This is a genomic window from Arthrobacter sp. NPDC055585 (assembly GCF_053619115.1).
Map to the genome: position 1 here is coordinate 490,824 of NZ_JBSHIT010000001.1, position 21,966 is coordinate 512,789.

Genomic DNA, 21,966 nt, shown 5'->3' on the forward strand with positions numbered 1-21,966 from the left:
GGGGCGGCCAGCACTGCGGGATTCTGCGAAACCACACGGTTAAACCCAAGACGACGGCGGCACCGGGGTGCCGCCGTCGTCCTGGGTTTTGTGCACCTAGTGCTGCGGCTGGCGTGCGGGGACCAGCGGCGCGAAGAACTCTGCGAGTTCCGCCGCGGCGGTCAGCGGAAGCACGGAGGCAACATACTGGTCCGGGCGGACCACCACCATGGCGCCGCTGCGGTCGATGCCGCGAAGATCGAAGATGTCCTGCTCGGGATCCGTGCCGTAGACCTTGTTCAGGTCGGTGAGGCGGAACGGGCCAACCTGCGGCTTGAAGACCTGCGGCACTGCATTGATGTCGATACCGGTGTGGTCCTGCTGGTAGATCACCTTCACGTCGAACCAGGCGTCATCATCGCCGTCGACCGGCTGCGCAGCGAGCGGGGATTCCGGCGCGTTCTGCAGCCACTCGGCCAACTCGTTGACACCGGACTGCGTGCCGGCGGGGGCCGCGTCCGCGAAGACGTAGATGCGCCAGCGCCCGTCTGCCTTGGCCTGGTGGCCCAGCTGCAGCGGGTTGGTGTCGCTGACCCGCAGCACCGGAGCGGACTTGAAACGCTTGCCGATGGGAAAACCGGTGGCCAGGTCCTGGTGCTTCGCCTCGCTGATCAGCATGGACGGGGTGTACTCGGTCATGAAGCCGGCCGGGAACTCGGCGGTGCGGACGTAGAAGTCCTCCAGATCCGAGGGGTTCTCGAACTCCTCAGGCTTCTTGGCCATGAGGGTGGACCATTCCTTGTCGAAATCGATGAGGTTCTTGGCCACCACCTGGCGCTCGGCGGAGTAGGTGGTGAGCAATGACTCCGGTGCGCGGCCGTCCAACACGTGGCCGAGCTTCCAGGCGATATTGAAGCCGTCCTGCATTGACACATTCATGCCCTGGCCTGCCTTGGCGCTGTGGGTGTGGCAGGCGTCGCCGGTGATGAAGACGCGCGGGGTGCGGGTGCCGACTTCCTCCGGCTTGACGTCGTCGAACCGGTCGGTGAGCCGGTGGCCCACCTCGTACACGCTGTGCCAGGCAACGTTGCGCACGTCCAGCGTGTACGGGTGCAGGATCGCGTTGGCCTTGGCGATGATCTCGTCGATGCTGGTCTTGCGGACGGCGCCGTTGTCGCCCTCGGGGACTTCACCCAGGTCCACATACATGCGGAACAGGTGTCCGCCTTCGCGCGGGATGTGCAGGATCGAGCCGCCGTTGGAGGACTGGATGGCGCACTTGGTGCGGATGTCCGGGAAGTCGGTGGAGGCCAGAACGTCCATGACACCCCAGGCGTGGTTCGCGGCGTCGCCGGCCAGAGTGGAGCCGATCGACTGGCGGACCTTGCTGCGGGCGCCGTCGCAGCCCACCACGTACTTGGCCTTGACCGTGCGCTCGGTGCCTTCGTCGGCTCCGGCGGTGCGACGGAGGGTGACGGTGACCGGGTACTCGGCGTCGTCGTCGACCTCCAGGTCAACGAACTCGTAACCGTAGTCCGGCTTCATACGGGCCGGGGAGTTGGCCATGAACCTGGCGAAGTAGTCCAGGACGCGGGCCTGGTTGACGATCAGGTGCGGGAACTCGCTGATCCCGGCGGGGTCATCCAGCGCACGGCCGGAGCGGACGATGTTTTCCGGGTTCTCCGGATCCGGGCGCCAGAAGCACATCTCAGTGATGCGGTAGGCCTCGGCGGTGATTTCCTCGGCGAAGCCGAACGCCTGGAAGGTTTCCACGCTGCGGGCCTGGATGCCATCGGCCTGGCCGATGACCAGGCGGCCCGGGCGGCGCTCGACGATGCGGGTGGTGATGTTCGGGAACTGGGACAGCTGTGCCGCGGCCAGCATGCCTGCCGGGCCGGAGCCCACGATCAGGACGTCGACTTCCTCGGGGAGCTCTTCGGGGCGGTCAATGCCGACGCCTGCTGCCGGCTCGACGCGCGGATCTCCGGAAACGTAGCCGTGGTGGTGGAACTGCACAGTGTCCTCACTTCTCTGGTTCTTCGTGTTCGATATTTGAACAACTCGTTCAATATTCGAATCAAGCTCGGATTTACTGTACTTGAGGCATGACGCAGGTCACAAGCACGTTCATTCGTGTGACGGTTTGCGGACTGGCCGACATCTTGGGGGCCTTGTCCAGGGTCCGCGGCGAGCCGTACCGGAGCGATTTTCCAAACTGGAGCAGGCTCCTAATCGGCGCCCGAGGGGCGGGAGTGTGCCCGTCGCACGCTGCGGGCGTCAACCGGCTCAGGCGTACGCCCGAGCGTTTGCCGCGATTCCAGCCGCAGGTCTTGCGAGTTACTTAGGGCCCCTGACACCGTGGCAGCCCCGGCGTCCTTCACTGGGACAGAGCCGGCCCGCACCGAGAGGGATCAATCATGCGCACACCCACATCCAATAACAGCCAGCCGGCACCCAGCGTCCGCCGCAGGACTTTTCTGGGCGGCGTCGCCGGCACCACCGCTGCCGGTCTGGCCGGACTCAGCCTGCTGACCGCGCCGTCGGCCGTTCCCGCACCATCGGCTCCGGCCATCCCCGGCACGGACACTGATCCGCTGGACCTGCTTAGGCGGATGCTCTCCTTCGATACCCAGAACTTCGGCACCGGAGCCAACACCCGATCCCACGCGGAAATGCTGCAGGAGGTCTGGACCCGTGCCGGCGTTCCGGTCGAAATCATAGACACGCCGCAGCCGAACAACGTCCACCTCATCGCCCGGATTCCGGGCACCGGCCGGGCCGAGCCACTGCTCTTGCTTGGCCACTCAGACGTGGTTCCGGTGGAGCTGGAAAACTGGACGGCGGATCCTTTCAGCGGTGAGATTCGTGACGGCGAAATCTACGGGCGCGGGGCGCTGGACATGAAGGGTGCGAATGCCGCTTCCATCGCAGCCCTGCTGCGCCACCTGAGCGAGGGCGCCCGTTTCGACCGGGACATCATTGTGCTCACGGACTGCGACGAAGAAGCGGGTTCCTTCGGATCCCGCTGGCTCGCGGCCAACTACTGGGACAAGCTCGACTCCGGTTCCGTCTTCACCGAAGGCGGCTGGTTCCTGGCCCAGGACGATGGAACCACGCCGATGCTCATCAGCGCGACCCGCCAGGACAAGGTCTACTTCAACATCGATCTCGTTGCCCGGGGCACAGCGACGCACTCCTCGAAGCCGCTCGATGACGCCTCGATAGTCACTCTGGCCCGCGCCGTCGCGAAGCTGGGTGACTGGCAGGCGCCTGTCTACCTCACTGACGTAACCCGCGAGTACTTCAGCGCCCTGGCCAAGGCCACCTCAAACAGGCGGTTCGCCCAGGCACTTCGGCGAATGCTCGATGCTCGGAATCCGCAGATGCTCGAGCGCTGGGCGCGAATGGTCATCGCTAAGTCGCCCTACCCTGCACTGCACAGCGCGCTCCTGCGCACCACCCACGCGTTTGTGATCGAGAACGCCGGATACAAGGAGAATGTCATCCCTTCCACGGCCGAGGCACGGCTCAACTGCCGCGCAGTTCCGGGCGGGCAGAAACCCCGGGATTTCCTTGACCAGGTCCGGGGCAAGCTGTCCCGGAGCGACGTCGAGGTCAGGATTGCCGCTCCCGAAGGAGTCAGCGAAGAGGAGTACCTGGCAACCCTGGACGAGACGTGGGCCATCCCGCCGGCAGACGTGGACACCGATCTGTTTCAAGCTCTCAAGTCGGCGTCGCGGAAGACCTACCCTGACGCCCGTTTCACACCGGCGCTGTTTGAAGCCGGCACCAGCCTGGCTCCATGGCGTGACCGCGGGATCCCGGGATACGGCGTATACCCCTACGTCCTGAGCAATGACCAGCTGATTGGCATGCACGGCAACGACGAGCGGATCTTCACTGCAGCCCTGCAGCAGGGCACGGACTACATGTACTCGGTCTTCTCCAGATTCCGGGTCTAGTCTGGCGGCGACCGGAAGGGCGGGCAGCCACCCACCGGGTTGGCCAGCTCTGCGCCGCGGAGCAACAAAAAAGACTGTGCCCGGCCCCATCGGGTCCGGGCACAGCCCACCAACGAACAGGTCTGGTTACTCGAAGACCGGCACACCAGCCCGGACGAGCCGCCAGTTCTCTTCGGCAAAAGCAGCCGGATCGATGCTCTGGTTAGCTACCACATAGTCGATCAGCAGCTGGCGGATTTCGGTCTGCTGGTTCAGCAGCACCGGAGCCGTGGCAATGTGCGGGAAGTTCCCGCCGCCGGACTGGCGGTAGTTGTTGGTTGCAACGGCGAAGTGCTGCTCCGGATCCAGCGGAGCGCCGTCGTACGTCAGATTGGTGATCCGCTCCCCCACCGGCGCGCTGATGTCGATGTCGTAGCCGATGCCGGAGAACATGTCGTAGTTGTAATCGGGAGTCCCGTCCGCATTGGTCAGGGTTTCCGGATCCACCGGAGCACCCGGAGCCGTCTGGTTGAAGTACTTCGCCGAGTACTCGAGGTAGTCCTTGATCTGCGCACCGCTCATGTCCACCGCGTAGAGCGTGTTCGGGAAGACGTAGAGGCCGGCGAGGTCGCGGATGGTCACCGGCCCCTCGGGGATCACCGCCGTCCGACTGAAGGGCGCCGCGATGGAAAGGACCGGGAGGTCGCCGGCAGGAGTGCCGGCCAGCGCCCGCTCCACCGCCTGGGTCTGCACCTCGTTGACGAAGTCGATCACGGCCGTGTCCCGGTACCGCGACTCGGCGGCCGGCATGGTCTGCGTAGCCGTGCCCACCGGTGTGTTCACGTAGTCGATGACCCGCTGGTGCGCGTCCCGGACCAGATCCGAAACCACCGGATCAGCCTCGACGGTGTTGGCGTTGAGCAGGGAGGCCGACGCCGATGTCACGTCCCATTGGCCCCGCACCTTGGTCAGTTCAAAGTCCATGACGGACAGGCGCATGCCCCAGTTCAGCGGTTCTGTCAGCAGAACCTGCTCGCCGGTGGCTTTGTTGGTGACGAAGTGCTCGGGGATTTCCTGGTGCGCGTGGCCCACCAGGATCGCGTCGATCCCGGGAACCTCCTCCGCGACCTGCGTCGCGGCATTCTCCAGCGGGAGGTCATCACCGTAGGAGGATGTGCCGGAGGTGCCGGAGTGCGCACTGACCACAACGACGTCGGCTCCCGCGGCCTTCATCTGCGGCACGTACTCGGCAGCGGTTTCCACCAGGCCCGGGAAGCGCAGCTTGCCTTCAACGTTGCCCTTGTCCCAGATGGCGATGCCGGGGTTGGTCAGGCCCAGGACGCCGACCTTAATCGGTTTGGCGCCCTTCGGCTTGACGGTCTTGATGATGTACGGCTTGAAGGCCGGTTCGTCCGTGGCTTCATCAACGGCGTTGGCAGCGAGCAGCGGGAAGTCCAGCTGATCCTCGAACCGGGCAAGCAGGTCGGTGCCGTAGTTGAACTCGTGGTTGCCCAGGGCAGCGGCGTCGTAATCCATGGCGTTCATGGCGGCGGCCATCGGATGGATTTCACCCGTCTCGGTGATGGGCTCCACGTTGGCGAAGTAGTCGGTGAGTGACGTGCCCTGGATGGTGTCCCCCGCGTCGATCAGCAGGGTGTTGTCGACCCCGCGGTCAGCACGGACCTGGTTGACCAGGCCGGAGATCTTGGCGAGGCCCACGTCGTTGCCGGCGGCGTCGTCGTACTCCGCGTTCTGAAAGTAATCCCAGTTTTCAATGTAGCCGTGCAGGTCTGACGTGCCCATGACCGTGATGCTGGCCGTCTTGTCCTTGCCGGGATGACCGGGTTTGTCCGGCTTGCCGGGATCCCCGGGGTGCCCCGGTTTTCCGCCGTGGCCGGGCCCGTTTCCGTGTCCGGACCCGTGGGCGGAGCCGTGACCGGGGCCCGGCGAGGCGGCAGCAGATGGCATAACTACAAGGCTAGCCGCGCAGAGGGCGGCGAGGACGGCGGCGATGCGCGTACGCGGCCTGGGTGATGGGAAGAACACTGGAAACCAGCTCCTTGGAGGGAGTGACGGGGGTTAGGGTACCTAGGCAGCCTTTCCCGGCACCCTGCGCGGTGGAAAGGCCCACCGCCCCGTTTGCGCGATCGGAACCGCAAAATATCAGGTGCCGGACGGCGCCTGTCCCCTTCCCCGAGATTGCAGAAACTGCACGTTTGAGCGCTCATACGGGCAGTTTCTGCAATCTCGATGGTGGGACACCCTAGACATTGCTAAGCACTTAGGTAATTATGGCTAAGTGCTTAGCAAACTCAGCCTGCTGTCCCTCACGGCCCTCGCTCCCCTCGCCTGGGGAACCACTTATCTGGTCACCACGGAGCTTTTGCCTCCGGACCGGCCGCTGCTGGCCGCCGTCCTGCGGTCCCTGCCGGCCGGATTGGTGCTGCTGGCTGTGCTCCGCCGATTGCCAGCCGGTGCGTGGTGGTGGAAGTCAGCAGTTCTGGGGCTGCTCAACTTCGGTGCCTTCTTTGCGCTGCTGTTCATTGCTGCCTACCGGCTGCCCGGAGGTGTGGCGGCGATGGTCGGCGCGGTGCAGCCGCTGCTGGTGGCGGTGCTTGCCTCGCGGGTTCTCGGCGAGCGCCTGGGGCCGGTGAAGCTGGGGGCCGGTGCCGCGGGAATCGCCGGGGTGGGCCTGCTGGTCCTTTCATCAGATGCCCGGCTCGACGCCGCCGGGGTGCTGGCAGCACTGGGCGGGGCGGCTTCGATGGCAGCGGGCATTGTGCTGACCAAACGCTGGCAGGCGCCCGCCGGACCGCTGGTCTCGACCGCGTGGCAGCTGGCAGCCGGCGGGATGTTCCTGGTACCGGTCATGCTGGTGGTGGAGGGGCCCTCACTGCCGGACTTCACTGCCGCGCATGGTGCCGGTTACCTGTATCTGGCGCTGGTGGGGACGGTACTGGCGTACTGGCTGTGGTTCCGCGGGATCCGCCGGCTCCCGGCCTCCGGCGTCAGTTTCCTGTCCCTGCTGAGCCCCGTGGTGGCTGCGGCCGCGGGGGCAGCTGTGCTGGGTGAGTCCTTCACACCGGGCCAGCTGGCCGGTCTGGTACTCATCCTCGGCGCACTGATCGCCGCGAACGTTGCCGGCTCGATAGCGCGGCCGGCCCCGTCAGTCCCGGAAGGCAGGGCCCGACGCCGGCCGGTTACTGGGTCTGCCAGCTCGCCTCGGTGGGGCCGCTAATTCCGAAGGTTTCCTCCACCAGCACCCGCTGGCCCGGAAGCGCTGCTGCAGGAATGTCCATACAGACCTCGTACTGTGCTGCTCCGCCGTTCTCGAGCGTGGGCACCGAGGTGCCCTCCAGGTCGAGCGTGGCGGTACACGTCGATTCGTCATACTGGCGACTGTCGGATCCCACGAAGGCCGGCGTGAGGTCCAGCCAGGGGTCACCTTCCTCGTTGCCGTTGTAAACGACGTCGAGAGTTATCAGCACATACTGCCCCTCGGGCGCTTGATTGAATTCGTTGAAGCCGAGGATCGCATCGGTCGCATCCAGCTGAACACTGGAAACGGTCACCGTGTACTCCCCCACTTCCGCCGCGGTTCCCAGGGGGAGCAGCTCCGCGCTGGCAGTTGCCGACGGGGAGCTGGCGGAAGGACTGGCCGTGGCCGACGAAGGGCCGGCGGAAGGACTGGCTGTGGCCGACGGAGTTCTTGTGGAGGAGGGGTTGTTGGTCTCCTCCTCCACCGCATTGAAAAGCGCTCCCCAGAAAACCGTGCCCAGGATCGTGGCTATCAGGGCAACACCGGAGACCACCACCGCAGCGATGGACAAACCCTTAGCCGACGTTCGCTGCCGCACAGCCGTCACCAGTGCCGCTATGCCGAGCCCCAGTCCAACCAGCGCCATGATCAGAGCCACCCAGCTGATCAGCGGAATCCAGAACAGGAAGAGGGCAATGATTCCCAGGATCAGGCCGGCAAGCGCCATGCCCCTGCCTTGGTTGGACTGCATAAACCCCGGCGGAGGCGGATACCCCTGCCCGCCGTAGCCGTACATCGGATCGTTTGGCTGAGTACCCATGATCGCCTCGCTGGATTCGGACGCCGCAGCAAGGGAACCCTGTTTCTGGCCCTCCCGGCAGCGGGTCGATTTTTTGGGTCTTTCAACCGTAGGCGCGCCCGGCAGGGGCTACAAGGACTTGCTGCGTTCCGGCGTCGGCCTTGGTATATCGACATCCCGGCATCCCGGTGGTCCCGCACAATCAGCGCGATGCGGTGGCTCCGCTGGTCGGGGCCGCGGGAGCGGAGGTGGACCCGGCGGTGCCTGAGGGCGCAGACGAGGGCGCGGTACTGCCGGTCGCAGGCGGCGCCGACGACGACGGCGCGGTGGTGCGCGTGACCGTACTGGTGGGAGCGGGGGACGGAGTAACGGTGTTCCCGTCCATCGGGGTAAACAGCGATGCCCACATGATTGCCGCCAGGATGCTGAGCACAAGCGCTGCCGCAGAGATGATGATGGCAGCCACGGACAGGCCTTTGGCGGAGCTGCGCGCCCGGCCGGCAATGACCAGCGCCCCGATGCCCAGTCCAAGTCCGATGATGGCGATTACTACCGCCAGGACGTTGATTGCCGGAATCCAGAACAGCAGGAGTGCAACTATGCCCAGGATCAGACCACCGAGCGCCAGCCCCCTGCCTTGGTCCTGCCCCTGCGGCGGATACCCCTGATAACCCCTGGGGTCGAACGGCTGGGAGCCCATCATCGCCTCGCTGGGTTGGACACCACAGGGAACCTGCGGGTCAGTGGTTTTGGCTCTCTCCCACGGTAGGCGCGGCAGATGACCCCGGCAAGAAGGCGGAGGGTGCCGACCGGTCCCCGGCGAGCTGTTCCAGCTGCGCCCGAAGGGCAGCCTCCAGCAGGGAATCCTGATCCCGCCGCACGCTCCGCACAGCCGGTCCGCCACCCGGCACGCCCCGCTCGCCGGCCGACCCCGGCCCATCGAGTCCAGCACCCGGCCCCAGGCCGGAGCCCAGGCCCGAACCCGAACCCGGGCCCGCCGCCGGGCCCAGCAGTTCCTCCTGAGCCGTCACCGCTATCAGCCGGAACAGCTCCCTGTCCTCGCGGGTTGCCAGCGATGAGGTCTTCAGGTCATTCAGCACAGCCAGCCCGGCCAGGGAGCGGCGCGGATTGGCGCTCAGGGACGCTTCGAGCGCCCACTGGGCACGCACCCACCACTGAGCCCGGCGGTCCGCTTCCAGCTTCTGCCGGTACGCGAAGTAGGCAACCAGCGCCGTCACCAGAATCCCCAGCGGACCCAGCACCGGAATCCACGTGATGGCCCAGTCCGCTGCGGCCTGCCAGAAGTCTCCCCAACCCATGCCCGGAGCTTAGCCCTGAGCACGGACCGTGCGGGAGTGCGGCCCCTAGTCCAGCACGGCCACGGCTTCGATCTCCACCAGCAGCCCGGGACCGGCGAGTGCCGCGACGCCGATGCCGGTAAACGGCGGCAGCGGCTCGGCGATGCCCAGCTTCTGGACGGCACGGTCCCGGCCTTCCATAAACAGCGGGAATTCCTCGGGCTTGTAGTCCACGAGGTAGCAGGTCAGCTTGGCCACGTCCGCAAAGGAGGCACCGGCGGCTTCCAGGGCAGCAGCCAGGTTCAGGTACACCTGTTCCACCTGCGCGGCGAGGTCGCCTTCCCCGACCAGGTTGCCGGCGGAGTCGAGGGCCACCTGGCCGGCAATGTAGACGGTCTTCGATCCGGAGGCGACGGCGACCTGGCGGTACAGCGGCACCTCGGGCAAGGTGCTCGGGTTCAGCAGGGTGACGGACATGGATTGCTCCTTGGCGGGTAGGGCCGATGGAAGCTGGACTGCCTCCGGTGGCTTGCTGGAAATAACATAGCATTGCTATGCCATGTAGTGTTGACGGCATGGCACGCCCCACTGATCCGGCGGTACGACGGCGGCTCCTGGAACGCGCGGCGCGGATGCTCCGCGACCGCGAGCCGGTGACGCTCCGTTCCCTGGTGGCCGGCACCGGCGCCTCCACCATGGCCGTCTACACCCATTTCGGCAGTATGGAAGGCATGTGGCAGGCGCTGCGGCAGGAGGGGTTCACCGGATTGGAAGAAGCTTTCTCAATAATTCCCGCCACTGATGATCCGCTGCAGGACCTCACTGCCCTGATCTGCGCCTACCTCCGCCACGGGCTGGAACATCCGGACCTCTACCGGGTGATGTTCGACGCCAGCATCGAACTCGTGGACCTGCCTGCGGCAGACGCAACCCTGGACTATCTGGTCCGGGCAGCCCGGCGGGCCATCGACGTCGGCCGGCTGCACCCGGATACGGAACCGCTCGACGTCGCAACCCAGAGCTGGGCGGTTGCCCACGGCCTGCTGTCCCTCGTAGCCGGGGGCCCGCTCCCGAGCGAAGCGCTGCAGCACGCCGTTCCAATCCTCAGTGCACTCTTCGCCGGCTCCGGCGATGATCCGGAGCGCTCCCGCCGGTCCGTGCAGGCGGGGTGGAACCTCCAGGAGCCAGGCGGCCGGTAGATTGTTGAGTCCCACTATCCGAGGAGTCCCTGCATGCCCCGTCCCCGCTCACCGCTGCTATCCGTGGACGGAATCGTCACGACGGCACTGGAGCTGATCGACGAAACGGGAAACTTCAGCTTTCCCCGGATCGCACGCCGGCTGGAGGTCAGCCAGTCCTCGCTGTACAACCACATCGACAACCGCGAGCACATCATCGAGCTGATCCGCGCACGGGTCTTCGCCGAAAAACTGCAGGTGCCGGTGCAGGACCTGCCCTGGGACGAGGCCCTGCGCGCGGTGATCCGCGCCTACCGGGAATGCATTGCCTCCCATCCGCGGCTGGTGCAGCTGATCCTTGCCCAGACCGTCCAGGATCCGGGAGCACTGTCCGCGTACGAAACCATGGCACTCGCCCTGGAACAGGCCGGCCTCCCGCCGCACCGCATTGTGTCTGCCCTGTCCCTCATCGACAACCTGGTACTCGGCTCCGCGATGGAACTCAATGCCCCTGCCGTGGTCTGGGCTCCGCCGAAAGGGCAGTTCCCGGCGCTTGAACGCGCCCTCGAAGAGCCTTTCACCGTGGAAGGAAGGGCCGAGGCAGCCTTCGAGCTGGGACTGGATGTACTCATCGAGGGACTGCGGGCACAGGATTTAACACAAACGTAACTGAAAGCCTTTCGTTTTCTATTGCGCAAGGCGGGCCCGGTGCCGGAAAGTAAATGAAATCCATTCACTTACTCTTCACCGCACGTACTGAGGGAGACACCATGGCCCAGACCATCACCGCTGAGGGGCGCGTTCCACTCACCGCCAAACGCGCCGTCGCGGTCTTCGGCATCGGCGTGATCGGCTTTATGACCGCCAACCTGGTGCCTATCATGATCGTCGCCCTCACCGGGGACCTCGGCTTCTCCGTCACGGCTGCCGGGACCCTGATGACGGCGTCGCTCCTGGCCTGCGCAGCCTCCTGCCTGCTCACCTCCCGCTGGGCTGCTGCATCCGGCCGCTACATTATTGCCCGCGCCGGGCTGGCGCTGACCGCCGCCGGATTCGGCGCAGCGGCCTTCATTCCGTCCGAACCGGTGGTTATTGCCGGCGTCATCCTCGGCGGCCTGGGCGCCGGCGGCGCAGTCTCCTCCGCGGGCGCCGCACTGGGTGCGCTGCGGAACCCGGACCGGGCCTCGGGCATCAGCGGTTTCAGCAACCGGGCCATCGTCTCCGTGGTTCTCTTTGTGATCCCCGTCCTCGGCGCAGGCATGGGCAGCGCGTTCGGCCTGTTCGCCGGACTGGCCCTGGCGGCACTGCTGGCAACCGGCTGGCTGCCGGACCGTCCGACGGCGGAACCCGGCGCCGCTGCCGCCGCCCTGGGCCTTGCCGCCGGAACAGCCTCCCCGGCCGGCCCCAAAACCTCACGCACCGCCACCCTGGCCGGCCTGGCGCTGCTCGCCTGCTTCGCCCTCTGGGGCCTGAGCGAGGACTCGCTCTGGGCCGTTGCCGCCACCATGGGCGCTGACCAGGCCGGACTCGATGAAACCGGCATGGGCCTGGTGCTCAGCCTCTCCACGCTGGGCGGCCTGGCCGGCTCGGCCCTGGTGGCACTTGCCGGCCGACGGCTGGGCCGCACGCTCCCCCTCGCCGTCGTCCTGGTTGCCGGCGCCGCCATGAAGTTCGTTTCCGGCATGGTGGAGGATTCGGGTCTCTACATGGTGGTCATCATCATCTGGAACACGCTCTACCTGATCGCCTTTGTCTACATCATCGCGATCGCCGCTGCCCTGGATGCGTCCGGTAAGTGGTCCGCCCCGGCGCTCGGTGTTTACCTGATCGGCTCCTCTTTCGCGCCGTTCCTCGGCACCGCGGTCTCTGCCTCCGCCGGTTACGAGGCACTCGGCATTCTCCTGGCAGTCATGACCCTGGCCCTGCTGGTGCCGTTCGTGCTGATCTCCCGCTACTCGGTCCGCGCCGAAAAGGCTGCTGCAGCACCCGCACCCGCAGCGGTGGTGGCCTGATGCGCACGCTCTACACCAACGCCGCGGTCTTCACCGCCGACGGTCCGCCCGCCGCCGCGTTTGTGGTCGACGGCGGGAAGTTCAGTTACGTTGGCGACGCAGCCTCCGCAGCCGCTGCCGCCGGGCCCGGTGCCCGCACCGTGGACCTGGGCGGCGCGTTTGTGCTCCCCGGCATCATCGACGCGCACACCCACCTGCTGATGACCGGCCAGGCGCTGGGCAAAGTCCAGCTGCGGGACGCCTCGACCCTCGCCGGGCTGCAGGAACGGCTGCGGCAGGCCGACGCGGAGAACCCGGATGCACCGCGCATCCTCGGCGCGGGCTGGCTGCACACCGCACTCGACGGCGCCGCGCCCACCCGGGAACTGCTGGACGCCGCGGTGCCGGACAAGCCGGTGTACCTGGACGCCAATGACCTGCATTCGGTGTGGGTCAACACTGCTGCGCTGGCCGAACTGGGCATCGATGAGAGCACGCCGGACCCGCTCGGCGGGCGCATTGGCCGCGACGCCGCCGGCGCTGCGGACGGCATGCTGTACGAAACCGCCGCCATGCAGATCGTCTGGCCCGCACTCGCCGGTGCGGCCCACGACGAGGACCGCGATGCCTGGCTGGAGTCCGCATTCGAGCACTACGCTGCCGCCGGCGTCACCGGTGCGGTGGACATGGCAGTGCAGGAGGACGACGTCGCCGCCTTCGAACGTGCCCTGGCCCGCCGTGGTTCCCTCCCGCTGCGGGTGAAGGGCCACTGGCTGATCCACCGCAGGGACAGCACCGCCGAGAACCTGGCACAGGTGGACCGGGCCCTGGAGCTGGCGCGCCGGCTGGCGGCGCAGCCCGCTGCCGAGTACCTGCAGCTGTGCGGGATCAAGATCATCGTGGACGGGGTGATTGACAGCTGCACCGCCGCAATGAAGGAACCCTACGCGGACGGCAGCACCTCCGGCCCCATCTGGGACCGGGAATCACTGCTGCCGGTAGTTGCCGCCGCGGATGCCGCAGGCCTGCAGGTGGCGCTGCATGCCATTGGCGACGAAGCCTCGGACATCGCCCTGGACGCACTGGAACACGCCGCTACGGTGAACGGTCCGCGCGACCGCCGCCACCGGATCGAACACCTGGAAACCGTCACCGAAGCCAACGTTGCCCGTCTGGCGGATCTCGGCGTCGTCGCCTCCGTCCAGCCCGTGCACGCGGATCCGGCGATCCAGGAGAACTGGCAGGCCGTGCTCGGGGACGCACGGGTGGACCGCGCCTACCCGTGGACGGAGTTCACCGCCGCGGGCGCCACGCTGGCGATCAGCACCGACGCGCCCACCGCCCCGTACCAGGCGCTGCCGAACCTGTACGTTGCCGCCACCAGGAAGTCAGCGCTGGAACCGGGCCTTCCCGCCAACCTGCCCCAATACGCCCTGGACCTGGCCGATGCCATCTGCCACGCCACCCGCGATGCCGCGTTCTCCTGCCGCGCCGAAGCCAGCCTGGGCCGGATCGCTGCCGGCTACCGGGCCGATTTCACCGTCCTGGCCAGCGACCCGCTGACCTCCCCGGCAGAGAATCTCCTAACCAACAGCGTGTTACTGACCGTTACCGGCGGCGAAACGGTCTTCGACGCCGCTGCCGCTACCCTGAGCTAAACGACGCGTAAGGATCCACCGAAATGTCTTCGAGCATCACTTCCATGCCCGCTGAGTGGGCTCCCCACGAACGCACCTGGATGGCATTCCCGCCGCCGAATGAGACGTTCGGCGAGCCCGGAAGCGCCACCCTGGACCGGGCACGCACCGCCTGGTCCGCCGTCGCGCGCACCATCGCCCGATACGAGGCGGTCACAGTCCTGGCCGATCCGGCAGACCTGGATGCCGCCCGCGAATACCTCGGCGACGGCATCAAGGTCCTGGCCGCCGAGCTGGACGATGCGTGGCTGCGGGATTCCGGGCCCACCTTCATCCACGCGGCAGACGGATCCGTGGCTGCAGTGGACTGGATCTTCAACGGCTGGGGCGCGCAGGACTGGGCGGCCTGGGATAAGGACCAGCACCTGGGCCGGTTCATCGCCGGGCAGGCCGGTGCTGAGGTTTACGCCAGCAGCCTCGTCAACGAAGGCGGCGGCTTCCACACCGACGGCGAGGGCACGGTGCTGCTGACCGAAACAGTGCAGCTCGATCCGGGCCGCAACCCCGGCGCCACCCGTGCATCGGTGGAAGCTGAAATCCACGCCCGGCTCGGCACCTCCAAGGCCATCTGGCTGCCGCGCGGCCTGACCCGCGATTACGACGAGTTCGGCACCCGCGGCCACGTGGACATCGTCGCGTGCTTCGCTTCCCCCGGCACCGTGCTGCTGCACCGGCAGGACAATCCGGCCCACCCGGACCACGAGGTGATGCAGGAAATCCGTGCCGTCCTCGAATCGGCCACCGATGCCCGCGGCCGGAAGCTGGAACTCATCGACGTCCCCGCGCCCACGGTGATCGACGCCGGCGACGGGTTCGTGGACTACTCCTACATCAACCACTACGTCGCCAACGATGCGGTCATCCTCTGCGCCTTCAATGACACGAACGACGCCGCTGCCGCGGACATCCTGTCCCGCGCCTACCCGGGCCGCACCATCGAACTGGTGGATGCGCGGGACATCTTCGAGTTCGGCGGCGGCATCCACTGCATCACCCAGCAGCAGCCCGCGCCCCGCCCTGGTTCTTCTGGAGCCGGCGCCTGATGTTCGACGTCGTTGAGGCCGGCATTGCCGAGCTGCGGGACGCGCTTGAATCCGGCAAAACCACCAGCGAGGAACTCGTTGCCGCCTACCAGGCGCGGATCGAGGCCTACGACCGGTCCGGACCAATGCTGAATTCAGTGGTCGTGGAGAACCCGGAGGTGCTGGCCGAGGCACGTGCCTCCGATGCCCGCCGTGCCCGCGGGGAAACCCTCGGTCCCCTGGACGGCATCCCATACACGGCGAAGAACAGTTTCAAGGTGCGGGGGCTGACCGTCGCTGCCGGGTCCCCGGCGTTCGCGGACCTCGTGGCCCAGGAGGACGCGTTCACCATCGGCCGGCTGCGCGAAGCCGGTGCGGTGCTGATCGGCCTGACGAACATGCCGCCCATGGCCAACGGAGGCATGCAGCGCGGCCTCTACGGCCGGGCCGAAAGCCCGTACAACGCGGGCTTCCTCACCTCGGCGTTTGCCTCCGGCTCCTCCAACGGATCGGGCACGGCGACGGCGGCGAGCTTCGCGGCGTTCGGACTCGGCGAGGAGAGCTGGTCTTCCGGCCGGGCTCCGGCGTCGTGCAATGCCCTCTGCGCCTACACTCCCTCCCGCGGCGTGATTTCCATCCGCGGCAACTGGCCGCTGGTGCCCACCATGGACGTGGTGGTTCCGCACACGCGTTCCATGGCCGATTTGCTCGAGGTCCTGGACGTGATCGTCGCGGACGACGCCGAGACACGCGGGGATTTCTGGCGCGCCCAGCCATGGGTTTCGGTGCCGCGCGCATCCGAGGTGCGGCCGCCGTCGTACCCTTGCCTGGCCGTGCCCTCCGCCGATGCCGCACGCGGCGTGCTCACCGGAAAGCGCTTTGGCGTGCCGAAAATGTACATCAACGCCGATCCCGACGCCGGCACTGCGGACTCCCCCGGCATCGGCGGGCCGACCGGGCAGCGGATCGACACCCGGGCCTCCGTGCTGGAACTGTGGCGGGCAGCCCGGCGGGACCTGGAAGCTGCCGGTGCCGAGGTGGTAGAGGTCGATTTTCCCGTCGTCTCCAACTACGAAGGTGACCGGCCCGGCGCACCGACCGTGTTCACCCGCGGACTGGTCAGCCCGGAGTTCCTGCACCGGGAAATCGTTGACCTCTCGGCCTGGGCGTGGGATGACTTCCTGGCGGCCAACGGTGATCCGAAGCTGAACGCCCTGGCACAGGTGGACGGCGCTGCGATCTTCCCGCACCCCGAGGGTGCACTGCCGGACCGCTACACGGGGTTCGACGACGACATCGCAATGTATCCCGAGCACGTCCGGAACCATCCGGCGGAGTCCTTTTCCGAGATCCCGCATCTGGCTGAAGGCGTGCGGGGGCTGGAGGAAACCCGGCGGATCGATCTTGAAGAGTGGATGGATTCACTCGGGCTGGATGCCGTGGTGTTCCCGGCCGTGGCCGATGTAGGTCCTGCCGACGCCGATGTGAACCCGGAGTCCGCCGAGCTGGCCTGGCGCAACGGTGTCTGGGTTGCCAACGGCAACCTGGTGCCGCGGCATCTTGGCATCCCGACAGTCACCGTGCCCATGGGTTCCATGGCCGACACAGGTATGCCCGTGGGGCTGACATTTGCCGGCCGGGGCTGGGATGACAACGCTCTGCTCCGCATTGGTGCTGCGTTTGAGGCCACCGGTTCCCGCCGCACCGAGCCTCCCCGGACGCCTCGGCTGTAGGTCGGTTCTGGGGCCGGCGCTCGTCCGGCGCCGAGCGCATTCGGCGCACGGTCCGGGTGCTGCACAGATTCCCTGCCGATGTGAAACCTGTTGCCTCCTGGGACCACATCCGTCCCACCAGCAACGATGGCGGGGAACCCGGGCGGATGAGTTCCGCCACGGCCAGGTCCGGCTGCACAGATTCCCTGCCGATGTGAAACCTGTTGCCTCCTGGGACCACATCCGCCCCACTAGCAACGACGGCGGGGAATCCGTGCCGGCACGGATAATCCTGTGTTGCAGTAACAGTGCTTAGGCCGGGCCAACTTCGTCCTGTGTCGCAATACTGCAGCTGCGGGCTCGGCGGAACGACGCTATTGCAGCACAGGATGCCACGAACGGCTGAGAACAGCGTTATTGCAGCACAGGATGGTCCGCCGAAACAGTGCACGGATTCCCACCTGTTGTAAGCCGCTGCGGGACCCCAGACACAGCAAAAGCCAGCGAAGTCACTCCGCTGGCTTTCACCCGCAATCTCCTACTGGTCCCCCCACGGGCAGCAGATCATGCTCACACCGCCCTGAGGCTGAGTTCCGGGCGGTGACCAAGAACGCGGACGGGGTGCGCAGCCCCCGGGACACGAGACCCCGGGTGCAGACGTGATCCCCCAATCACATAATGTCTGCGGCTTCGCACTAAGCGAGCGCTTTCCCCGTCCGGCATTCTTGGTTTCACTCATGTTTCACACATGTGTGAGACATGAGTGAAACCCTAACAGTGCACGCCGAAAGGGTCAAAGAAATCAGGGTGAGTCGAACCAAAAAACCTAGTCGGCTTCGTCGAGGATCTTCGCGATGGCCCGCAGCGCTTCCGGATCCACCGGACCCAGGGCGCGGGCAGCAAAGTTGCGGACCTCCGCACGGCGCAGACTGCGGATCAGTTCCAGTTCAGCCTCCACCCGCTCGGGCAGCTTGCCGCCCTCCTGGAGCAGGTACTCCGGGTCGACGTCGAACACCGCGGCGATAGCGCGCAGGGCTTCGTCCGGCACCACCTGTTCCTTGCCGGATTTCAGCAGCGACCAGCGGGTCCGGGAGAGGTAGTACCCGGCTTCCCGGGCGCCGTCGCGGATGGCGGGATAGTCGTAGGGCTTCCCGGACTCGGACATGATCACGTCCAGGAGCAGGTTGATCTTCCTGGCGAGCGTTTCGGCCCGCCGCAGGCCCGCCTCCCGCTCCGGAGGAAGATCGAAGTTCTCCACTTAGTTCAGCTCCAAGTCATTGCAACAAGAAAACAACAGAAGGTTGCCAGTCCCAGCAAGGCGCCTGAGAGGGCCTCCGGCCATGTGTGTTCACGGAGGGTAACCCGGCTGAACATCATCACCGGCGATGATATCAACAGCCAGGCCCAGCCTCCCCCGAATACTGCCACAACCCACAGCGCTCCGAAGGTAATGACGGACACGTGGGCAGACACATTGAGCCAGCGGCGGAAAAACACCAGGCCCGCGTTGCCCACAAACAGCGCGGCCACGGTAAGCGGAACCGGTGGCCCCAGCGGAAGCAGGAAACAGGCGACGGCGCCCGCGAAGGTCAGGACGGCAAGCAGCTGGATCCGCAGCCGGTCCGGAAGCCCCCGCCGCTGGAAAGGACGTTTGGCGAGCTTGTACAGCAGTCCCGGCACTCCGATGATGCAGGCCAGGAGCAGGCCTGCACCGGCCCAGCCCAGCCCGGCCTGCATCCCGGCCAGGAACACCAGCGCTGACAGAACCAGCGCCGGAGGCAGGATCCTGGAAAAGCTAGCGGCCAGTGGATGCCGGATTCCGGACCGGTGAACCGTTGTGCTCAATGCGTGTGCCTATCTCGTCAACAATCGTGGTTTCCTGCGGTGAAAGCATCCCGGGGTTCAGGACGCGGACGTCACCGATGAAAATGATCCAGCGGTAGAGCTGCGCCTTCGAGGCCCGGCCCTGCAGGTGGATGCTGGCTGCGCGCAATGAACGGCGGCCTTCCGGCGTCTGCACCAGGCGGGCCACAATCGGGCGAAGCGCCTCGATATCCCGTGCGCGGTCATCCCGGGCCCGGAAGGCCGCCTTGACCCGCTCGGAGGAGGGAAGAATGAATCCCGCTGCGAACCCCAGGATCATCAGCGCCAGCAGAATGTTGTATCCCAGGACCAGGGCACGGCTGAAGCTCTCTCCGGATCCCTGCACCTCCAACCCAATCTGGATCATCTTCAGGGCCACTGCGCCCAGGCCAAACAGGCACCCGAAGCCCAGTACGTCGAACCCTATCCGGAATGCCCGGGATTCCCCGCTGCGGTTTCGGCGCAGCATTTCAAAGGCGGTGTAGCCGCTGATCATGCCCACCCAGGCAAAGAAAGTGCCCTGGTACCAGGCGATGGTTTCGATGGTACCGAAAGTATCCGTAAAGTTGGCAGCGGACCCGCGGGTGTCCGAGATGACCAGCAGCACAATCTGCACCGCTGCCAGGACAAGTCCGACGCCGACCAGTACCTTTACATGGCGGCCCCGCCCGGTGACCTGCAGCAGCAGCCGGCTGAGGTCAGTCATGCCGACGCCCATCAGCAGGTGGACAAGGAGGTTCAGTATGTTCCGGCCGCCCAGCAGCGGATCGAGCGCCAGATACACCTGATCGATGTTCAGGGTTGCCGCCGCTGCGACAGCCGACACCGCCGGAAGAACACCAGGCTTCCAGCCGACCCGCAGCCCTACCAGCCGGATGGCTACCACCGCCCAAAGCACCAGAACCGGCAGGACCTGCAGGAGCGTCATATAAACGTCCGCTCAAAGTCGCTGGGACTCCCGCCGTCCTTCGGCAGCAGCGCCAGGGAAAGCAGGTAGGCGACGTGCTCGGCCGCGCGCTCGGTTTCGTTCCAGTCCAGGGACCGGGCCAGCATCGTCTTGATGCCGCGGCGGCTGCCGACGTGGGCAAACACGGACGGAGAAGCTGTCTCCACTCCCCCGCACCCCTGGTGCTGCAGAAGGATGTGGCCGAATTCGTGGCAGGCTGCGTGGGTCCGGTGCAGCCGGTTGTCCCCGGCGGGCAGCAGGATGACGGACTTCTTTTCCCGCTCGATCCACAGCCCGGTCACGGCGGGAATGATCGAATGGTCAATATCCCGGAGTTCAATCGGTTTTCCGTGGGCTTTGGCCACAGCGGCAAGGAGTTCGTCGAAGCTGATGTGCTCCGTCAGGTTGAGCGCTGCCACGGCGGCTTCGGAGGCAGCCCGCTCACGCGCCCTGCCTGCTGACCTCGTAAAACGCAGTGCCATTATTTCCCCATCGTCGTTTCACTCACCGTTTTGCCGGAAGTGAAGAGCACGGACCCTAGGACTTTATCCCACTCCCCCGGTGCACGACGGCGCCGGGCAGGCCGGGCGGGGACGTCAGGGCAGCAGCAGCGCGGCTGCGAATGCCACGCACCCGGCCAGGTGCCCGGCCAGGACCTGCGTGGGAGTGTGGTCGCCCAGCTTGATCCGGGACCACCCGGTGGCCGATGCCAGCAGCAGCGCCAGGGCGGGACCGAGGACGGGGACGGGTGCCAGCAGCGCCAGGCCTACGTACGCGGCGACGGCTGAATGAACCGACAGTTTCCAGACCAGGTTCGCGGCCATGCAGATAACCAGGCCAATGAACACTCCTCCGATCTCGCCAAACAGAACCGCCGGAGCATCCACGAGAATCAGCACCAGCGCGCCGAGGCCCAGGGACACCGCCGACGCCGCCAGGATCGGCGCCCGCTGGGACCGCACCCCCACATGGTGGTCGGTGACGGACCCGCGGCGTTTCAGCCAGAGGATCAGGCAGAACGGCAGGCCCACGGTAAAGACGGCTGCCACGGTGCCCTGCAGCCAGGTCACGCCCGGGCTGAGCAGCGGCTGCAGCAGCAGCAGGATTCCCACCAGGACAGCCGGGGCGGAGACTTCGGTGACGGTGCGCGCCAGCCGGGACGAACGGGCTGCGGCGGCCTGCAGGGTTTGGGGCATCAGCCGATTCTACGGGTGCCGGTGGCACCGGCAACCGCGTCAGCCCGCCGGAGCTGCCACGAACCCCAGCTGCTTATCCACCACGTTCTGCAGCGGCTGACCGTCAAGGTAGGCCCGCAGGTTCGCTTCGAACTGCGCAGCCATCGCGGGCAGGTGGCTCCGCGAGTCGCCCGAGAGGTGCGGTGTGATGAGCACGTTCTCCAGTCCCCAGAGCGGGCTGGATTTCGGCAGCGGCTCAGGGCTGGTGACATCCAGCACCGCCCCACGGATTTCCCCGGCCCGCAGCGACCGTTCCAGCGCCGCCTGCTCCACCAGCTCCCCGCGGCCCATGTTCACCAGCACTGCGGAGGAGCGCATGGCACCCAGCACCCCGGCGTCGAGCATGCCCCGGGTGTCCCCGGTGAGCGGCGCGACGAGCACAATCCAGTCATAGTTCCCGGCCACGGCCGCGAAGTCCGTGCTGGCGAACACGGCGCCAAAGTCCGCATCGCCGTCGCGCGCGGTACGGCCCAGGCCGTCGGCTTCGATGCCGACGGCGCGCAGCATGCGGGCGGTGGCCCGACCGATGCTTCCGGTTCCGGCGACGAGCGCCCGGGTGCCCGCCAGATTGGACGTGGTGAAGTGCTGCCAGCGCCGCTCGGTCTGGTTCATCCGGGCCTGCGGGAAGTTCTTGGCGAAGTACAGGATTCCGGCCAGCGCGTACTCGGCCATCGCGGCGTCGAAGATTCCGCGGGCATTGGTGACGGTGACGTCCGACGCCGCCAGCTCGGGGAAGAGCAGCCGGTCCACGCCGGCGGCGGGCAGGTGCACCCATTTCAGGGCATCGGCCCGGTCCCAGCCCGAGCGCAGGCCGTCGGCGAAGTAGTTCCACAGGTACACAATTTCGGTGCCCGGTAGGGCGTCGGCCAGCTCGTCGGCGTCGGCGGCGAGCCGGACGTCGGCGAGCGCCCGGAGATTCTCCAGGCCGGTGACTTCGCGGTTGCCGGTGAGGATGGTCAGCACTGGTTTAGCCATGCGCTCAGGCTAGGCGATCCCCGCGGCGGGACCTGAATCCGTTACGTCCCCCGGACACCAGGACAGCCCGG

At 66.7% G+C, this 21,966-nt stretch carries 20 protein-coding genes; 8 read left to right on the forward strand and 12 right to left on the reverse strand.

Annotated elements, in window-relative coordinates; genetic code table 11:
• Positions 1 to 96: 96 nt before the first annotated feature.
• Positions 97 to 1,995, reverse strand: coding sequence for an FAD-binding monooxygenase (locus ACWGQ2_RS02120; RefSeq protein ID WP_452013852.1), 1,899 nt, complete (start codon positions 1,993 to 1,995; stop codon positions 97 to 99).
• A gap of 401 nt (positions 1,996 to 2,396) precedes the next feature.
• Between ACWGQ2_RS02120 and ACWGQ2_RS02125 the strand changes: the two genes are divergently transcribed.
• Positions 2,397 to 3,941 carry a M20/M25/M40 family metallo-hydrolase gene (locus tag ACWGQ2_RS02125; RefSeq protein ID WP_452013854.1) on the forward strand — a complete coding sequence of 515 codons (1,545 nt, stop codon included), beginning with the start codon at positions 2,397 to 2,399 and terminating at the stop codon, positions 3,939 to 3,941.
• A 126-nt stretch (positions 3,942 to 4,067) separates the two neighbouring features.
• Here ACWGQ2_RS02125 and ACWGQ2_RS02130 read toward each other — a convergent pair whose 3' ends face one another.
• Positions 4,068 to 5,888, reverse strand: coding sequence for a bifunctional metallophosphatase/5'-nucleotidase (locus ACWGQ2_RS02130; RefSeq protein ID WP_452013856.1), 1,821 nt, complete (start codon positions 5,886 to 5,888; stop codon positions 4,068 to 4,070).
• Positions 5,889 to 6,219: 331 nt separating this feature from the next.
• Between ACWGQ2_RS02130 and ACWGQ2_RS02135 the strand changes: the two genes are divergently transcribed.
• Entirely contained in the window at positions 6,220 to 7,158 is a 939-nt protein-coding gene (locus tag ACWGQ2_RS02135; RefSeq protein ID WP_452013858.1) for an EamA family transporter, read from the forward strand.
• Here ACWGQ2_RS02135 and ACWGQ2_RS02140 read toward each other — a convergent pair.
• The 4 genes from ACWGQ2_RS02140 to ACWGQ2_RS02155 all read right to left on the reverse strand — a co-directional run bounded on the left by ACWGQ2_RS02140 (position 7,121) and on the right by ACWGQ2_RS02155 (position 9,753).
• On the reverse strand, positions 7,121 to 7,999 hold the full coding sequence (locus ACWGQ2_RS02140) for a DUF4190 domain-containing protein (protein ID WP_452013860.1): 879 nt from the start codon (positions 7,997 to 7,999) through the stop codon (positions 7,121 to 7,123). The two genes, ACWGQ2_RS02135 and ACWGQ2_RS02140, sit on opposite strands and share 38 nt — an antisense overlap.
• A gap of 181 nt (positions 8,000 to 8,180) precedes the next feature.
• Positions 8,181 to 8,681, reverse strand: coding sequence for a hypothetical protein (locus ACWGQ2_RS02145; protein WP_452013862.1), 501 nt, complete (start codon positions 8,679 to 8,681; stop codon positions 8,181 to 8,183).
• A 37-nt stretch (positions 8,682 to 8,718) separates the two neighbouring features.
• The gene (locus ACWGQ2_RS02150; RefSeq protein WP_452013864.1) at positions 8,719 to 9,297 is read right to left on the reverse strand and encodes a hypothetical protein; all 579 of its coding nucleotides are present in this window, start codon (positions 9,295 to 9,297) and stop codon (positions 8,719 to 8,721) included.
• A 45-nt stretch (positions 9,298 to 9,342) separates the two neighbouring features.
• Positions 9,343 to 9,753: a RidA family protein gene (locus ACWGQ2_RS02155; RefSeq protein WP_452013866.1), complete on the reverse strand. Its 411-nt coding sequence runs from the start codon at positions 9,751 to 9,753 to the stop codon at positions 9,343 to 9,345.
• Between the two features lie 98 nt (positions 9,754 to 9,851).
• Here ACWGQ2_RS02155 and ACWGQ2_RS02160 point away from each other — a divergent pair, with 98 nt between their 5' ends.
• Genes ACWGQ2_RS02160 through ACWGQ2_RS02185 form a run of 6 tightly spaced genes read left to right on the forward strand, consistent with a single transcriptional unit; the run spans position 9,852 to position 16,897 of the window.
• Complete coding sequence (locus ACWGQ2_RS02160; protein ID WP_452013868.1) at positions 9,852 to 10,475, forward strand: TetR/AcrR family transcriptional regulator; 624 nt, start codon at positions 9,852 to 9,854, stop codon at positions 10,473 to 10,475.
• 33 nt (positions 10,476 to 10,508) lie between these two features.
• Positions 10,509 to 11,123, forward strand: a complete 615-nt coding sequence (locus tag ACWGQ2_RS02165) for a TetR/AcrR family transcriptional regulator (RefSeq protein ID WP_452013870.1) — start codon at positions 10,509 to 10,511, stop codon at positions 11,121 to 11,123.
• Between the two features lie 53 nt (positions 11,124 to 11,176).
• Positions 11,177 to 12,466, forward strand: coding sequence for an MFS transporter (locus tag ACWGQ2_RS02170; protein WP_452013872.1), 1,290 nt, complete (start codon positions 11,177 to 11,179; stop codon positions 12,464 to 12,466).
• Positions 12,466 to 14,103 carry an amidohydrolase gene (locus ACWGQ2_RS02175; RefSeq protein WP_452013874.1) on the forward strand — a complete coding sequence of 546 codons (1,638 nt, stop codon included), beginning with the start codon at positions 12,466 to 12,468 and terminating at the stop codon, positions 14,101 to 14,103. The genes ACWGQ2_RS02170 and ACWGQ2_RS02175 overlap by 1 nt, the downstream gene beginning before the upstream one ends.
• A gap of 23 nt (positions 14,104 to 14,126) precedes the next feature.
• On the forward strand, positions 14,127 to 15,185 hold the full coding sequence (locus ACWGQ2_RS02180; protein ID WP_452013876.1) for an agmatine deiminase family protein: 1,059 nt from the start codon (positions 14,127 to 14,129) through the stop codon (positions 15,183 to 15,185).
• Positions 15,185 to 16,897, forward strand: coding sequence for an amidase (locus tag ACWGQ2_RS02185; RefSeq protein ID WP_452013878.1), 1,713 nt, complete (start codon positions 15,185 to 15,187; stop codon positions 16,895 to 16,897). Before ACWGQ2_RS02180 ends, ACWGQ2_RS02185 begins: the two co-directional genes overlap by 1 nt.
• A gap of 805 nt (positions 16,898 to 17,702) precedes the next feature.
• Here ACWGQ2_RS02185 and ACWGQ2_RS02190 read toward each other — a convergent pair.
• The 6 genes from ACWGQ2_RS02190 to ACWGQ2_RS02215 form a co-directional block, all read right to left on the reverse strand.
• Positions 17,703 to 18,134 (reverse strand): hypothetical protein, encoded by a 432-nt coding sequence (locus tag ACWGQ2_RS02190; protein ID WP_452013880.1) that lies wholly within the window; start codon positions 18,132 to 18,134, stop codon positions 17,703 to 17,705.
• A gap of 5 nt (positions 18,135 to 18,139) precedes the next feature.
• Positions 18,140 to 18,721 carry a hypothetical protein gene (locus tag ACWGQ2_RS02195; protein ID WP_452013882.1) on the reverse strand — a complete coding sequence of 194 codons (582 nt, stop codon included), beginning with the start codon at positions 18,719 to 18,721 and terminating at the stop codon, positions 18,140 to 18,142.
• Positions 18,672 to 19,667: a hypothetical protein gene (locus ACWGQ2_RS02200; RefSeq protein WP_452013884.1), complete on the reverse strand. Its 996-nt coding sequence runs from the start codon at positions 19,665 to 19,667 to the stop codon at positions 18,672 to 18,674. The genes ACWGQ2_RS02195 and ACWGQ2_RS02200 overlap by 50 nt, the downstream gene beginning before the upstream one ends.
• Entirely contained in the window at positions 19,664 to 20,167 is a 504-nt protein-coding gene (locus ACWGQ2_RS02205; protein WP_452013886.1) for a hypothetical protein, read from the reverse strand. The genes ACWGQ2_RS02200 and ACWGQ2_RS02205 overlap by 4 nt, the downstream gene beginning before the upstream one ends.
• Before the next feature lie 114 nt (positions 20,168 to 20,281).
• Positions 20,282 to 20,881: a phosphatase PAP2 family protein gene (locus ACWGQ2_RS02210; RefSeq protein WP_452013888.1), complete on the reverse strand. Its 600-nt coding sequence runs from the start codon at positions 20,879 to 20,881 to the stop codon at positions 20,282 to 20,284.
• A gap of 39 nt (positions 20,882 to 20,920) precedes the next feature.
• Complete coding sequence (locus ACWGQ2_RS02215; RefSeq protein ID WP_452013890.1) at positions 20,921 to 21,895, reverse strand: D-2-hydroxyacid dehydrogenase; 975 nt, start codon at positions 21,893 to 21,895, stop codon at positions 20,921 to 20,923.
• Positions 21,896 to 21,966: the final 71 nt, after the last annotated feature.